The 15,146-nt window shown below is 42.2% G+C and carries 15 protein-coding genes and 2 pseudogenes; 4 read left to right on the top strand and 13 right to left on the bottom strand.

What is annotated here, in order from left to right; all coding sequences use genetic code 11:
- Nucleotides 1-111: 111 nt before the first annotated feature.
- The 5 genes and pseudogenes from LFYK43_RS02600 to LFYK43_RS02580 all read right to left on the bottom strand — a co-directional run bounded on the left by LFYK43_RS02600 (nt 112) and on the right by LFYK43_RS02580 (nt 3,681).
- Nucleotides 112-369, bottom strand: coding sequence for a helix-turn-helix domain-containing protein (locus LFYK43_RS02600; protein ID WP_124975139.1), 258 nt, complete (start codon nt 367-369; stop codon nt 112-114).
- Nucleotides 369-737: a type II toxin-antitoxin system RelE/ParE family toxin gene (locus LFYK43_RS02595; RefSeq protein ID WP_124975137.1), complete on the bottom strand. Its 369-nt coding sequence runs from the start codon at nt 735-737 to the stop codon at nt 369-371. The genes LFYK43_RS02600 and LFYK43_RS02595 overlap by 1 nt, the downstream gene beginning before the upstream one ends.
- Before the next feature lie 196 nt (nt 738-933).
- Complete coding sequence (locus tag LFYK43_RS02590) at nt 934-1,920, bottom strand: LacI family DNA-binding transcriptional regulator (RefSeq protein WP_124975135.1); 987 nt, start codon at nt 1,918-1,920, stop codon at nt 934-936.
- A 123-nt stretch (nt 1,921-2,043) separates the two neighbouring features.
- Nucleotides 2,044-2,894, bottom strand: a pseudogene (locus LFYK43_RS02585) (PTS system mannose/fructose/sorbose family transporter subunit IID).
- Complete coding sequence (locus tag LFYK43_RS02580; protein WP_124975133.1) at nt 2,887-3,681, bottom strand: PTS mannose/fructose/sorbose/N-acetylgalactosamine transporter subunit IIC; 795 nt, start codon at nt 3,679-3,681, stop codon at nt 2,887-2,889. Before LFYK43_RS02580 ends, LFYK43_RS02585 begins: the two are co-directional and overlap by 8 nt.
- Before the next feature lie 232 nt (nt 3,682-3,913).
- Between LFYK43_RS02580 and LFYK43_RS02575 the strand changes: the two genes are divergently transcribed.
- The 3 genes and pseudogenes from LFYK43_RS02575 (at nt 3,914) to LFYK43_RS02565 (ending at nt 6,511) form a co-directional block, all read left to right on the top strand.
- A complete protein-coding gene (locus tag LFYK43_RS02575; RefSeq protein WP_124975131.1) occupies nt 3,914-4,399 on the top strand; it encodes a PTS sugar transporter subunit IIB in 486 nt (161 codons plus the stop codon).
- 17 nt (nt 4,400-4,416) lie between these two features.
- Nucleotides 4,417-4,845, top strand: coding sequence for a PTS sugar transporter subunit IIA (locus LFYK43_RS02570; protein ID WP_124975129.1), 429 nt, complete (start codon nt 4,417-4,419; stop codon nt 4,843-4,845).
- Nucleotides 4,838-6,511 (top strand): annotated as a pseudogene (locus tag LFYK43_RS02565) (glycoside hydrolase family 13 protein). The gene LFYK43_RS02570 and the pseudogene LFYK43_RS02565 overlap by 8 nt, the downstream one beginning before the upstream one ends.
- A 140-nt stretch (nt 6,512-6,651) precedes the next feature.
- Here the strand turns inward: LFYK43_RS02565 and LFYK43_RS12470 are convergent.
- Nucleotides 6,652-6,789 (bottom strand): hypothetical protein, encoded by a 138-nt coding sequence (locus tag LFYK43_RS12470; protein WP_158609173.1) that lies wholly within the window; start codon nt 6,787-6,789, stop codon nt 6,652-6,654.
- A gap of 407 nt (nt 6,790-7,196) precedes the next feature.
- On the opposite strand from LFYK43_RS12470, the gene gap reads away from it, so the two are divergent.
- On the top strand, nt 7,197-8,201 hold the full coding sequence (gene gap, locus LFYK43_RS02560) for a type I glyceraldehyde-3-phosphate dehydrogenase (RefSeq protein ID WP_124975127.1): 1,005 nt from the start codon (nt 7,197-7,199) through the stop codon (nt 8,199-8,201).
- Nucleotides 8,202-8,458: 257 nt separating this feature from the next.
- On the opposite strand, the gene rbsU is transcribed toward gap, so the two are convergent.
- The 7 genes from rbsU to LFYK43_RS02530 all read right to left on the bottom strand — a co-directional run bounded on the left by rbsU (nt 8,459) and on the right by LFYK43_RS02530 (nt 14,596).
- On the bottom strand, nt 8,459-9,349 hold the full coding sequence (rbsU, locus tag LFYK43_RS02555) for a ribose/proton symporter RbsU (RefSeq protein WP_124975125.1): 891 nt from the start codon (nt 9,347-9,349) through the stop codon (nt 8,459-8,461).
- Nucleotides 9,350-9,604: 255 nt separating this feature from the next.
- Entirely contained in the window at nt 9,605-10,000 is a 396-nt protein-coding gene (gene rbsD, locus LFYK43_RS02550) for a D-ribose pyranase (RefSeq protein WP_124975123.1), read from the bottom strand.
- A 27-nt stretch (nt 10,001-10,027) separates the two neighbouring features.
- Nucleotides 10,028-10,936 (bottom strand): ribokinase, encoded by a 909-nt coding sequence (rbsK, locus tag LFYK43_RS02545; RefSeq protein WP_124975121.1) that lies wholly within the window; start codon nt 10,934-10,936, stop codon nt 10,028-10,030.
- 84 nt (nt 10,937-11,020) lie between these two features.
- Nucleotides 11,021-12,016: a ribose utilization transcriptional repressor RbsR gene (gene rbsR / locus LFYK43_RS02540; RefSeq protein WP_124975119.1), complete on the bottom strand. Its 996-nt coding sequence runs from the start codon at nt 12,014-12,016 to the stop codon at nt 11,021-11,023.
- Between the two features lie 210 nt (nt 12,017-12,226).
- Nucleotides 12,227-12,403, bottom strand: coding sequence for a hypothetical protein (locus LFYK43_RS12465; protein WP_158609172.1), 177 nt, complete (start codon nt 12,401-12,403; stop codon nt 12,227-12,229).
- Between the two features lie 79 nt (nt 12,404-12,482).
- Nucleotides 12,483-13,031, bottom strand: coding sequence for a hypothetical protein (locus LFYK43_RS02535; RefSeq protein WP_124975118.1), 549 nt, complete (start codon nt 13,029-13,031; stop codon nt 12,483-12,485).
- Nucleotides 13,032-13,195: 164 nt separating this feature from the next.
- Nucleotides 13,196-14,596 carry a Na+/H+ antiporter NhaC family protein gene (locus LFYK43_RS02530; protein ID WP_124975116.1) on the bottom strand — a complete coding sequence of 467 codons (1,401 nt, stop codon included), beginning with the start codon at nt 14,594-14,596 and terminating at the stop codon, nt 13,196-13,198.
- Between the last annotated feature and the right edge of the window lie 550 nt (nt 14,597-15,146).

The following is a 15,146-nucleotide window of genomic DNA, read 5'->3' as shown; positions in this document are numbered from 1 at the left end:
AATAAATGATCATCAAAAAAGCCTGCCATATCAACCGAAGGATAGGCAAGCTAATAAGGTTTATTAAGTTTTGAAAAATCTTTACTAATTGCTCTGCTAATTGTGTAAGAGTCAAACTGGTACTAAACCCACTTTTAGTTTTAGTCCCAATCCTTTGGCATACCGATTCAGAGTCCTTAAGGTTGGAAGAGACTCTAACATTTCAAGTTTAGCTACTTGTGGCTGCTTCATCCCAATTTTTTCAGCCAATTCTCGCTGAGACACATTCTTTTTGATCCGTTCAGCGTATAACTCGGCCATGATATCAATAACAAATTTTTCATCTGTGGGAATTGATGAGAAACTTGTTTCTAACTCTGATAACCTCATCACCACTCATCCTTTCTTTCTAGCCAATCCTCTAATAATGTGATTGCATGTTCAACCTGTCTCTTGTCGGTCTTATTTTGTTTCTTAGTATAGTGGCTTAACAAGACAAACTTTGCCCCGTCATAACTTGCATTAAAAATTTTATCTGGCTGTGGTCTTAACTCCATGATTGGATACTTATAACCTTTGAGCAATTTTGAATGTGGTGGTCTAATATCAGTTCCTAGTTCTTCTAAAATTTTGAGCTGATATCGTACTTTTTTAAGCACTTTCTGATCATCTTTTTGCTTGCTTTCATTCAAAGCATCTAACCAAGCTTTGACCTCACTATATCCGTTTTTATCTTCATAAACTTCAATTTCATACATACACATAACGCCTTTCAATATAACTCATATGCTATATCAACCTGCAATAATAATATAGCATTCTAGTTATATTTGTGCAACCTTCTATCCTTTATTTTCGAACATATACCCTAGCTAGGGTATATAAAACCGTACCGCAAAACATAAAGCAACGCATTCATCCCTTAACACGAATCACAGGATGAATGCGTTGCTTTTATCTGACTGATTTCCCAGGTATATATGAAACAGGCAAAACTAATGGTTCAAATTCTTCGTTTCTTTCGTGACCAGAGTCAATTAGATTCATTAGGTACTCTACTGCAAATTTCGCAATTAAATTGGTTGGTTGTTTAATTGAAGCTAAAATTGGTTCCTGACGAGGAAAAACTCGAATTCCATCGAAACCAATGACTTGGACATCCTGCGGAACTTTGATTCCCTGCTCTTTTAACGCTCCCCAAAAACTAAAAGCAAACTCGTCAGTTTCACAAAAAACTCCGTCATACTTGAAATGCTGGTTTTCTAGATTTTCTTCAATAAATTCCTGGAAATCTTGTTGTGGCATTTTCTTATTTTTACTAAAGAAAGTTTGATAGCTGATCTGATTTCGCTCACAGTAGTCAACAAAACCCTTGCGCCGATTCGCCCCAGCTTCGTATTCTGGTTTTTGCGCAATATAGAGCAGCTTGCTTGAGTTGCCTTCAACTAATTTTTGGGCTGCAATTTGACCGCCCCGAAAATTGTCGGAAATAATTAAAGGAAAAAAATTCGACACCTGCTTCTCCAAAGCTACCAGTGGAATGTCCGCTGGAACTAGGTCCTCAATATCGGAATAAGAAATAGTGATTATACCAGCTACCTTCTGTGATTTGGCCATCTGGATATAGATCATTTCTTTCTGAGCTTCGCTTTCTGAAACACAAAGAATCATTTTCAAGTTCATTTCGCGCAACGCTAGCTGGATATCATTGGTTAGTTGTGAAAAGAACGGTGTATTAACTCTTGGAATTATAAAAACAACGTAATCAGAACGATTTCTTTTCAAGCTTTGTGCTGAGGCATTAGGTACATAATCGAGCTTTTCAATGGCTTTTTTTATTTTTTCAACATTATCTGCCTTGACGGGCTTACCGTTAATATAATTACTGACAGTCCCCCGTGAAACATGAGCCTCTTTCGAGACATCGTCCATAGTTGCCATGTTGATTCCCCTTACTGCAATTCAAGTTAAATTTTGTAGCTCTCAAACGATCAAGTTCAATTAAGACTTAAGGATATTATACTTCATTCAGTAAATACTACAATATTTACCTAATTGCCTTCATCAGGCTGGAACAGCTAAAACACCAGCAAGTGCACCTAGCAAGGCGAGCACAATGATCAGCAAGATCACTCTGGTTGTGGTCCAACCCTTCTTACCCAATAACCAGTAAATGAAGAAAGTTAAGATTACTGGCAATAAGGCTGGCATTATCTTATCTAAAACGTCCTTTTGAACGGAAAGAGATACTTTGCCAGTTTTAAAGACAAGTGAAGTCTTGAAGTTGATCACGGTTGCCATCAAAGTCCCGATAACCATCACACCCATGGCTGAAATCGCATCAGTAAAGATCTCAAGCTTTGAGCCAAGTGTCGTGATCAATTTAGTCCCTGTTGAATATCCCAAGTTGAAAAGCCACATTTTGACCCAATATAACAAAACGTAAAGGATCATCCAAATAATTGCCCCGGTCGCATTACCCTGCAAAGCCATGTAACCGGAAATCGAACCCATGATAGTTGGCAGTAAAACCAGAAAAACGAATCCCCCACTCCAGATAACGGTCCCATCAGCGATGTTTTTAAAGATTGAACCGAATCATATGCTTTCAAGCCATCTTGTTCTTCCATCGCTAATGTAGCGCCTAAAATAACATTCCCCATTTGAGGAGTAGCGTTGTAATATTTAAAATGATTATCCATTGCTTTAATATAATCATCATCGTTAGGATAAATTTTTCTTAAAGCACGCGCCATGGAAAACGCAACTGAGGGTCCTTGCTGAGTTTCAAAGTTCCAGCCCAATCCAGCAGAAAAGATCCATCTGCAAAACATAGATTTTCGTTCCTTGACTGAAAGTTTTCCCAACGTCCCTGGTGCAGCTTGTTTTACCTCGCTATTATTCTCTTTACTCATCGAAGTCATCCCCATTTCCTTCTACATTAGTAGTCATTTGGTTGCGGTCATTTTCCCGCTGTGAATTCTGTCTAAAAATAATATAGGAAATACCAGCACCAACAATTGCGACGCCCAGGATCGGAACATTCAGATAAGCTGCAAGCACAAAGCCAATTCCTAAATATGAAAGATATTTCATCACAGGCATGTATCTCATTAACAAACTGATCCCGACGACTGGCAAGATCCCACCAGCAATTGTTAAACCATCTGTGACCCATTGTGGAATAACATTAATGATAAATTTAACCAAAGGAACACCAAACATGATCACAACAGAGACTGGAATAACATATTTAAGCGTCCAGACTAAGACTGAACACAGGAACGATAATTGCATTTGCTTGAATTTCTTCTCATGTAGTAATCTTTGCGAGAGGTGGGCAAAAAAGTTGTTGATGATTTTTACAATGACATCCAGCTGCAAGGCGAAGATCCCTACTGGCAGTCCAACCGCAATCGCAGTTCCGGTACTAGCACCCGTTCTGACTGCTAAGTAGATACTAATTATGGTTGCCAAACCATATTCAGGGATCGATGACCCGCCAATTGCCGCAACGCCGAGTGACATCAATTGCAAAGTACCGCCAACCAATAAGGCAGTATGTAAGTCACCCATGATCAACCCCATCATGACACCGATCGTCACCGGCCACTGTGCGGTAATCTGACCACCGGAACCATTATCCCAGGCCATATAAGCAGCAAGGATCACAATTAACAAATTCTGTAAGAACACTGGCATATTTTTCACTCTCCTAAGTAAAAAAATTGTTTGTTTTTATGGAACGCTCCAACTAAGTTAGATATTAGCACCTTAAAGAAAAAATATAAACGCTTTTCTTAAAGTTTTTTTTAATCTTTTTTATTGCCATATTTTTTAATTTTTATTGTTTTAATATAGGTTTACAGCTATTAAAGTAAGTGTTATATTTTGTTTATAAAAATTGGAACGATTCATTTTAGGAGGGTTAATTATGTCAGTAGTACTTGCGCGTATCGATCAAAGACTGATCCACGGAATCACAGTTAATCAATGGAACAAGGAACTGCATCCTAAACGATATATGGTCGTTGATGATCAAGTTGCCAATGACGATTTAGTTAAATCAGGGATGCGATTGAGCAAACCTGCAGGAACTGGTATGTCAATTATTTCGCAAGAAAAAGCCATTACAAATTTCAAGGCTGGTAAATACGACGACCATAAAGTTTTCCTGCTAGTTAAGGAACCTTCGACCCTGCTCAATCTGATCAAAGGCGGTGTTCAAGTTCCCGCAATTAATGTCGGGGCACTTTTTGAACAGGATGGACGAGTTCCATATACTAAACGTGTAGCTTTAAGTGAAGCAGAAGTCCAGACTCTGGAAGAGCTTAGCGAGCTTGGGATCCCGGTCAGCTTCCAATACACTCCGGATGATTCGCCGGTATCACTAGATAAGGTTTTGAAAAAACAGAAATAAAAAGGTAGGTGAACATAATGTCAATATATCTATTTTTTGCATCTCATCGCACTCTTTCGGAAGGATTAGCAAATGCCTTGCAGTTCTTTGCTGGAGATAACCTAAATGTCAAGGTATTGACGGCCTACATGGACAATAAACCGATTGAGCCTGAGATCAAGCAATTATTTTCTGGTCTCACTTCCGAAGATGAAGTCATTATTATGACAGATATTTTAGCGGGCTCCGTCAATCAGAAGTTTTTACCGTATATCAGTCGACCAAAAACTCATTTAATTTCGGGGGTCAACCTCCCCTTGGCATTGGCGATCGCAATGGAACCAACTGATACGCCCTTGGAAGCGGATAAAATTTCTTCTTTGGTGGATGAGGCAAGAAAACAAGTAGTTTATGTCAACGCTCTGAATGAAAGCGAAAGTGAATTTGATGACGAAGAAGATGAATAATTGGTGGAAAAAATACGTTTTTTATGAGATTTATACTCAAAGTTTTAAAGACAGTAATGGGGATGGCATCGGTGATCTCAATGGCATCACAGAGTCATTGGACTATTTAACGGAATTAGGGATAAGTGGGATCTGGCTCACGCCTGTTTACAAGTCTCCAATGATCGACAATGGTTACGATATTTCGAGTTATAAGGAAATCAACTCTGACTATGGGACGATGGAAGACTTCGATCAACTACTAAGATCAGCCCACCAAAAAGGTCTCAAAATTATCATGGATCTGGTCGTTAATCACACTTCCGATCAACATAAGTGGTTCATGGAATCTAAAAAAAGTCGCTCAAACGCCTACAGTGATTACTATATCTGGCGCGACCCCAAACAAGACGGCAGTGCTCCCAGCAATTTAGGTTCGGTCTTTGGGGGTTCCGCTTGGGAGTATGTTCCCGCCAGAAAGCAGTATTACTTACACCTCTTTGAAAAGAGACAGCCTGACTTAAATTGGGAAAATTCTCAGCTCAGACAAGATATCTATGCGACGATGAAATTTTGGCTAGACAAGGGTATCGACGGTTTTAGAATGGATTCGATCAGTTTCATTTCAAAGGAACCTGATTTTAAAAACCTGTCCCTCCTTAATCAGGAAGGCTTTGGTGCTTATTATGTCGGTTCAGCTAATGGACCCAAGTTGCATGAATACATTAAAGAAATGCACGAAGAAATTTTAAGTAAATATGATGTCGTTTTAATCGGTGAAACTCCGCATACGACTAGCACACAAGCTCAGCAATATGTTGACCCCCGAAATAACGAATTGAGCATGCTCTTCCAGTTCGATCATATGCACGTCGATTATGGCGAGCTAGGCAGATATTCAGATGTTTGATTCAAGCTTAGCGACCTTCGGAATTCAATGGCTGAATGGCAAGACAATGTCGCTTGGAATGCTCTATACTTAAATAACCATGATCAGCCGCGTGCAGTCTCACGTTTCGGTAATGACAGTCAATATCGAAAAAAATCTGCCGAAATGTTGGCTATGGTCACTTTTTTGCAAAAAGGAACGCCTTTCATTTTTCAAGGGGAAGAAATTGGGATGACTAATTGCAAGCGGCAAAACATCACCGACTTTCAGGATGTAGAAGCTCTCAATATATTCGAGAACTTAAGATCCTCAGGTCTTTCTGCTGATAAAGCCCTTGAATTGCTAAACTTAAAATCACGTGATAATTCTCGAACACCGATGCAGTGGAATTCCGAAAAAAATGCAGGCTTTTCAACCCACAAACCATGGATTGCCGTCAACAATAATTATCAAGAGATCAACACAGAAGCAGACCGTCAAGCTGATGATTCTATCTTTAGTTTTTACCAGAAACTGATTGCACTACGATCACAAGAAGAAAGTTTGACTGAAGGTAAATTTCAGTTGATTTCTGCAGACGACTCAGAAATCTTTGCATATGTCCGCGCACTAGAAGGTGAAAAGATCCTCATCATTGGTTCTTTTGCAGACAAAAAGGTCAAATATAACATTCCTGCAGAACTTAAGATTGCCGATGCTCAATTGTTGCTGTCAAATTATCCACATACTCAGAATGCTGAATTACAGAAAATATGCTATTTGCAACCATATGAGTGTTTAACCTACAAGTTATCTTAACCAAAAACCGCGTCAGAATGGGAGTTGTAAACCTCCATTCTGACGCGGTTTTCTCTAAAAATGATTTTCAAGGCTTGCCTTCCGGGTATTGATTTGGCCTATAATGTTGCTTCCCGATCAAGCCAATCATATGGTAGGAGCTAATTGTTTTGTGTGTCTAGCGGGATCCAGAGACCAGCTAACATAATGTCTTTTAGAATTGTTTGATAAAAGTTTCGTTTTTCCTCAGTTTTTAATTCATAGTGGACCTGTACGATCTGACCAGTAATTGTTTTCATTACTAAACTCTTATTTGTGTAGCCTATGATTTGAGCCGAAATAACCTTGTTTTTAAGCTCCTGTGCCATAATTGTCACGCTCTCTTTACAGGCATTGATAGCCTTTTATTGCATTGAAGCTCTTGAACTTCAACACAGCTAAATTCTAAACCTTAATGCTTATAATCAGCTTAAATTTGTGTAAAAAAAGTGTATCATTTTGAATTGATTTTAGTCATCTATGCTAAAAATTTTTTCAAAATATATAGTCACCTTAAGCTCCCATCAGATCGTAATGATAACGCTTTTTCACTAGCAAAATGGCCCGCTCGCCCTATGCATTTTATTGGTTTTTGCAGCTTACCGGTGCTATGGTTACCCTGTTCCACAGTTTGGTTACTTCGCTTTTGGAAAAGGAGACTTAGATAATGGCTACGAAAATTGGTATTAACGGTTTTGGTCGGATCGGTCGTTTAGCTTTCCGGAGAATTGCTGCTACTTCTGATGATCTTGAAGTCGCTGCAATCAATGACCTCACCTCGCCAGCAATGTTAGCCCACCTGTTGAAATATGACACTGGACAAGGAACTTACGATGGTGAAGTTTCAGCGACAGAACACGGTATTGTTGTCAATGGTAAAGAGATACCTGTCTATGCCGAAGCAAATGCTGCTGATATCCCTTGGGTAAAAAATGACGGGGTTGAATTTGTCTTAGAATCAACTGGTTTTTATACTTCTGCAGAAAAATGTGCCGCGCACTTAAAGGCTGGAGTCAAACGAGTCTTGATCTCAGCTCCAGCTGGAGACATGAAAACGATCGTTTATGGTGTCAACGACGATACTTTAGACGCAAAGGACCAAATTGTTTCCGCCGGCTCATGCACCACTAATTGTTTAGCACCTTTAGCTAAAGCAGTGAATGATGCTTTTGGGATCAAGGTCGGTACAATGACGACGATCCATGCTTACACCGCTTCTCAGTCTCTCCAAGATGGGCCGAAAAAGAACCTGCGGGCTGCCCGTGCCGCTGCGCAAAACACTATTCCACTTTCAACGGGTGCTGCTAAGGCCATTGGTTTAGTTATTCCAGAATTAAAAGGAAAGTTAAACGGACATGCGCAGCGTGTGCCAGTCATTGCCGGCTCTGTCACCGAATTAACTGCAGTCCTCGCCAAAAAAGTAACTGCGCAGGAGGTCAACACTGCGGTTGAGAAAGTCGCTAATACTGCTTCTTTTGGGACTAACAAAGATAGCATCGTTTCTTCTGATGTGATTGGCACGACTTGGGGTTCCATTTTCGATCCAACGCAAACTCAAGTTGTTGATGGAGATAGCGAGACCCAAATCGTTAAAACCGTCGCCTGGTATGATAATGAATCTGGCTTTACCGCTCAAATGATTCGTACACTGGAAAAATTTGCTAGTTTGTAAAAGCATTTCACGGACTTGCTTGTCAAATAAAATATAGTTTGAACGTGCCCCAGAACCGTTGGCCCAGGAAGGTTAATGATCATGGGGTATTTTTTTCCTAATTTTCCAGCCACGCTTTGTATTTCTGGGTGCTGACTCAATATCAGCCAAAACAAAAAGCCCATCTCCGGCTACAAACCGCAAACAGGCTCTATGAACTGCTAATTTACTTAGCTGTTTAATTTTTTTCTGTTCTTCCCTAAGGCACTTGCGCCTCTTTAGATAAACTTCGTGACCGCTGCTGCCACCAAGATGATCAGCAGACCGATCACAGTGATCCCCATTTCCTTTTTGGTCTTTCTTTGACCCAAGAACCAGATCCCGGTCAGGGTTGCTAAGACAACAGAAGTCTGGGACAAGACGAAACCAGTAGCTAAACCGTTCATATCCGGCTGAGCTGAAATCAGATAAGTCAAAGCCCCAAAAGCAAAGAAGAAACCAGCAAAAATCTGCTTGTATGAAACACTGTCCTTCAACGGCGATTCATCATTCTTCTTGTTAAAGGTCTGAACTAAGCCATAAACGATCCCAACCAGCAGCATGCCGATCGATTGCGGCAAAAAGGCATGCATGCCGTCGATGTGAGCGGCTTGCGGAGCGGCTGAATAGGCCCAGTAACCGATTTCACCTAGGGCAAGCCATAAAACGGCCTTCTTTAAGTAACCGGATTTTTCTGAAGTTTTGTGTTCTGACCAGACTGTCATGTAAGCACCAATAATAATGGCGATCAAAGCTACGATTCCAATGACCTTGCTGGTAGCACCCGCCCAGTCTCCCAGGTAAAAGGCACCCCATAATGAAGCGCCCAAAAGCTGAAAGGCAGTCGTGATCGGCATGGCACGGGATGAACCAACCAAGCCAAATGACATGAAGGTCATGATCTGAGCACAAGCCCAGCCGATCCCCGAAATGATTGACAAAATTAATGCTGAGCCGCTTGGCATTGGAATTCCTTGAACGATGGCAAAGATCACTGCAAAAATGAAAGTTCCGGCGGTAGCGCCCAAGATCTGGTGCGATGGTTTACCGCCGATCTTAGAAGCAATCGTTGGGAACAAGCCCCAGCCCAGCAAGGGCCCAAGGCCGACTAAAAGTGCAACTGCATTCATGTAATTTCCTCCTAAAAATAACAAGGTGAAGCGGAGCGTCCAGGAGTCGAGCACTAGCGGACTCTGGCGAATAACCGCGGTCTTGGCGGTTGTTTGCCTGAGTTGGCTAGGCACAGACTTCTGATCCGCGCAACCTGACTAATAACAAGGTGAAGTGAAGCGGAGCGGCACTCGCGGAACTCACCCCACCCTATTCTTCTCTTCTCTCAATTACCGCACGCCGACCTCTCTTAAATCAAACGTGCTTTAGCTTGCTTAAAAGACGACATTGCTTTCCAGCATGATGTTGGCATATGGTGTCATTTCGCCAGTCCGGACAAAGGCTTTGCAGTCTTTCAGATCAGCTTTTAATTCTTCGTGTGTGATGAATTCGACTGGTGTTTCTGGCAAGCGTGCTTGGATCGCCTTAAGCATTTCTGGGTTTTCCGTCTTGATTTCTTCTGCCAAATAAATCTTCTGGATCTCCAGCTCTTCCAAAACATTGTTCAAGACATCCATGAAGGCTGGAATGCCTTTGGTAACGGCCAAATCGATCTTTTCGGTCCCGGCTGGCACAGGTGTGCCGGCATCGCCGATCGCTAATTTGTCAAAATGACCCATCTGTGAGATCACGCGTGAAAGATTGGAGTTGATAACTGCTGTTTTCTTCATGAATTCTACTTCCTCTCAAAACAATTCTTAAAGCTGGATTTCTTTTTGGTAAGGGATCGATGGCTGGGCACCGTAGCGCTGGACCGTTAAGGATGATGCTTTGTTGCCAAACAAGATCGCGTCTTTCAAATTAGAAAAGTCTGGTTTTAAAACGCTGCTCATTGCCCCAATAAAAGTATCGCCGGCTGCTGTCGTATCGACTGCTTTAACTTTAAAAGCCGGTACCAATTCGCCGACTCCGTTGTAGTCATAGAAAGCACCCTTAGAGCCGATCGTGATGATCACGACTGCTACACCTAGGTCATGCAACTTAGCGGCAGCTTCTTTAGCTGTTGCTTCATCTTTAACATGGACCCCAGTGATCGTTTCAGCTTCAGTTTCATTAGGAGTGATCATGTCTGTCACTTTCAACAACTCGGCTGAAATCTTTTCTTCGCCTGGAGCTGGGTTCAAAATTGTCTTGACCCCCGCTGCCCGTGCAATTTCAAAAGCTTTGATCGTTGCTTCGACTGGTGTTTCAAATTGTGCGATCACAAAGTCGCTGTCTTCTAGCAGATCCTTCTTTTCAGCAACTTCTTTAGCGCCAAAAGCAAAGTTTGCGCCGGCATAAATCGTGATCGCATTTTCACCTTCGTCATCAACAGTAATGAAGGCTTGGCCAGTTGATTCATTGGTGATCGTAGCGACACCAGCGACATCGATGTTCTCATCTTTCAACAAACCTAGCATCTGTTCGCCCGGCGCATCATCACCGACTGCACCGATAAAGGCTGTCTGTGCCCCGGCACGTGCAGCAGCTACCGCTTGGTTCGCACCCTTGCCGCCGCCGGCTGAATAATGTTCCTTGGCATGGATCGTCTCGCCTGGCTTGACCATCCGTTTAACCCGGAGGTTGGTGTCTAAATTGATCGAGCCCACAACTGTTACTTTGTTCATTGTTTTTCCCACCTTACTATATTGATGTATTTTGCTAAAACGTTTTAGCACATCCAACAAAAAAATAGTAACACCTTTTGAAAGCTATTTCAAGGGTGCTACTGAAAAACGTTGAACTAATTTCACAGGCAGCATTTTGACCTCGGGTTCTCGGCCAGGCTCAGACAAGCGTTTAAGCAGCATTGTCGCGGCTTCTTGTCCCAGTTCAAAAGTTGGTTGCGCGATGGTCGTCAAAGCCGGTGTGACGTACTTGCAGGCATCAATATCATCATAGCCCACGACGCTATAATCAGCTGGGATCTCCTTTTCAGCTTCCTTAAGACCCATGTAGAGCCCAAAAGCAATCAAATCATTGATCGCAAAAATTGCGGTGACGTCCGAATTAATAATTTTTTTCACAGCTTGCTGACCACCAGTCACGGAAAGTGCGCCAGTGACTCGCAAAATGTCATCACCATAGATGCTAGCCAAGCCCTCGTATCGTTTGCGAACATTGACTGTCGGATTTTCCGGCAGAACAACTGCGACTTTGCGGTGCCCAAATTTTTTCAGGTGCAGCCCAACTTGCCGCCCGCCGTCAAAGTTGTCCGTTTGCACAGCATCGACTAAGTCAGTCTCATTTTTTTGATCCATCACCAGCATCGGCAATTTTTCTCGCTGCAAGGCGGCATAAATCGACTGGTTGGAAAAAGCCGAGCTGGCAATGATCAAGCCATCCACTCCACGCCGGATCAGGTCGGCGACCGAACTACTTTCTCGCTGCTCATCATCTTCCATGTTATAAAGCAAGGCAACATAGCCTTGGGCATGCAGCACATCTTGAATGCCCAAAAACAGCTGGGCAAAGAACGGGTTGCTGATGTCCGGCACTAAAACGCCGATCAGATGGCTTTTTTTAGTGACCATCCGCTGGGCGAAAAAGTCAGGCACGTAGTTTAGCCGTTCCTGAGCCGCATGAACTTTTTGAATTGCTTGCTCACTAAAACGCTGAGTATTGCCGTTTAGGATCTGCGATACTGCACTAGTTGACAGCCCCGCTTCCTTAGCGACATCTTTGATTGTAATTCTTCTCTTCTTCATTCTCTGAGTGCCTTCTCGTTTCCAAAGTAATTGTGTTTCCAGTATAGCACAAACAGGAACCGTCATTGTACGCAAATACCGTTATATCAACGCTTTTAAATTACAAAATCATGCAAAAAATAAGTTATCAGAAAAAACTCTTCAGTTAATTCTGGGATGTTTTTCTGTAAAAAAAGACTCCGATTGCTCGGAGACTTAAGATTCCTTATTTTATACTTTAGATAAAGCTGACAATACATCTAGCAAATCACTATTTGAAAATAGTTTATCCATTGTCTGCTCTTCAAATTCGTTATTATTCAATTGCATTTTATCTATTTTATTGGCTACTTTAACGGCTTTCTTCATAGTAGTTCCACTAAGTGGAATATTTATGAGTTTTGACATTTGAACTCCTCTTTCAATCCATCATATTTACATTTTTAACAACAAATTTCTGTCCCCACCAAATACTGATTTCTTAGTTTTATTTTTTCTTTCGCCGCTTCTTGGACTTATTTTTCGTGCGTTTGCGCATGACCTTAGCTGCTTTGGGACTCAGATACTCTTTTTGCAAATATTTTCGGTGGGGCTCAAAGCCCGGTAGTTTGGAATCTTCTACTTCCCTCATTCCCAAGAAATCTTGCATAATTTGCTGAAATTTTTGCCGTGAAATAGTATCATCATTCACTAAAAGCCGCAGCAGTTGATATTCAGCCGCCTCCTCATCACTCAGATGAACCATATCTCGAAAGGAATCGTATGATTTTAACAATTCTTCTTTAGGCGGCAAGAGATGCTTGACCATATAATCCTTCACTTTGATGAGCGTTTGACCAATCTGATTTTTACTGTTCTCTAGGCTCTGTGTTTCAGCATAATTTGGCTGAAAAATCTCAGTCTCCCACATTCCTATTTCAGCTAGTTTGATGCGGACCGCAGCCAATTCCGTTTCTGATTGTGCCATATCCGTCTTAATTGATAAATCAAGATTTAGGTTATCAACTTCAACCGCAGTCATTCCTCTAATTTTCATTTATTTTGTACTCCAATCAGTTGCCAATTTGGTTTTCATCTAAATTATACACAAAATGATCTTGGATATTTAGCAAATTGGAGAATTTTACTTCCAACTGTCAAGACCAACTAAAAAAGCACTGACGCTTTTTTGTCAGCACTTCATCAAAGTTTGAATGTCGTTTACGCCTCTGCCACTTGCCGTTTTGCGACAGTTCGCTTTAATCCCAAACCAGTTACCGCACTTAAAATTGACATTACTGGACATAGCAGGATAAAGAAGGTCCAAGGCAGGTAATCTAAGGTCGCAACTCCCAGCGTATTAGCGATAAAGACGCCGCCAACACCCCATGGAACTAAGTAATTGATGACGGTCCCGCCGTCTTCCAGGACTCGTCCCAATGCTTCGCCGTTTAAATCGCCGTCATCAAAGGCTTGCTTGAACGCACGCCCCGGCAAAATGATCGATAAGAATTGCTCACCCACGAATAAATTAACTCCCAGGCAGGCAGCTAAGCCGGCAGCCACCAGTTTTAACGGTGAATTTAGTTTGGCAGCCAGAGGTTCCATGACCGTTGCGATCAAGCCAAAGTGAACGAGCAGTCCGCCTAAGGCGAGGGTCAAAACGATCAAGGCAACCATCGGCATCATGCTGTTGATGCCCCCGCGCGACAATAAGGAATTGACCTGAGTACTGCTGGTTTTGGCGACATACCCATCCAGCAAAAGCTGTGCCGATTTTTGAATGTTAAAATGAGTCTGCTCAACGACCATTAAGCCAATCGAGACCACAGCATTTAACAGCATGGTCGGGATCGCCCCCATTTTGAAAAAGGCACAGACAAAGATCAAAACGATTGGCAGCAAGGTCCAAGCCGAAACCGGAAAGCTGCTCTGAAGGATCGCCACTGTTTGGTCAATTTTGCTTAGATCCGCATGTTCGTGCCCCGCTCCCAAGATAGCAAAAAGGACGGTCGCGATCGTCCCCGCTGGCAAGACGGACCACAAGATGGTTTTCATGTGGTCAAATAAACTCACATCGACCACCGCCGCGGTCAAATTGTTAGTTTCAGACAAAGGTGACAACTTATCACCGCAGATCCCGCCGGAAATGATTGCCCCTGCAACCAAAGCCGGGGAAAAATTCATCGTTACACCGATCCCGAAAAAAGCGATCCCGACCGTAGAAACGACGGTAAAACAGCTGCCAACCGCAGCTCCGACTGCAGTACAAACCAAAAAGACAGTGGGTAAGAACCAACGGGCACTTAAAGCTTGAAAGCCATAGACCATCAGTGTCGGGATCGTTCCCGCCGCGATCCAAGTGCTGATCATCACACCGATCAAAATAAAAATGATGATCGGGATGATGCCCTGGTTGATCCCGTCTTTGATCCCATTATTAATGTCATCCCAACTAAACCCCTTGAATTTAGCCCAGAAAATCACGACTGTCATGGCCAGCAGGACTGGGACTTGCGGCGACAAACGGAGTCCAATTACTCCAAAGCCCATGATCAGCAGAACCAAAATTAACATGCCAACTGCTTCAACTATTCCTAACTTAAACTTTTTCTTTTGCATATTGCTTAACCTCATTTCAGTGTCCTAAGTTTCACTTCAACTGGTTAACCAATATCGTGCTAAGCCTCCATTTGTTGCCCTTAACATTTGCTCCATCCTTCCTGAACGCAAAAAAGCCGCCCCTACTATGTCATAAACATAATAGGGACGACTTCACTTGCCGTGGTACCACCCAATTTGTGTGCACGAAACACCACACCACTCACTAGAAGATAATGGATTCTAGTTATTGCCCAGTGTCATTAAGACCACGGTATTTCGACTCTTCCACCCTGATTGGCTCGCAGCAGCCGCCAACTTCCTGACTCCCAGACAAAAGAACTACTTAGTATGATCTGACCTCAAATATTGTTGGGATAAGTATAAAAGTTTTTAAGTAAGAAAGCAAGCCACAATTGCAACTAATTTCATTGATTGCTAAACTTTGTTTTCCGAGTAAATTCATTTAATTAAATTTTATTTTCCAGCTTAACGTGATTCTCATATGCTATAATGAAATAGCAATAAAGTTTTATGGGCGGTGACTGTCACACCATCTGGAGGTGATCCT

The sequence above is a fragment of the Ligilactobacillus salitolerans genome (assembly GCF_003864415.1).
Classification (GTDB): Bacteria; Bacillota; Bacilli; order Lactobacillales; family Lactobacillaceae; genus Ligilactobacillus; species Ligilactobacillus salitolerans.
The sequence above is the reverse complement of the archived record's forward strand: the minus strand, read 5'-3'. Positions and strand labels throughout refer to the sequence as shown.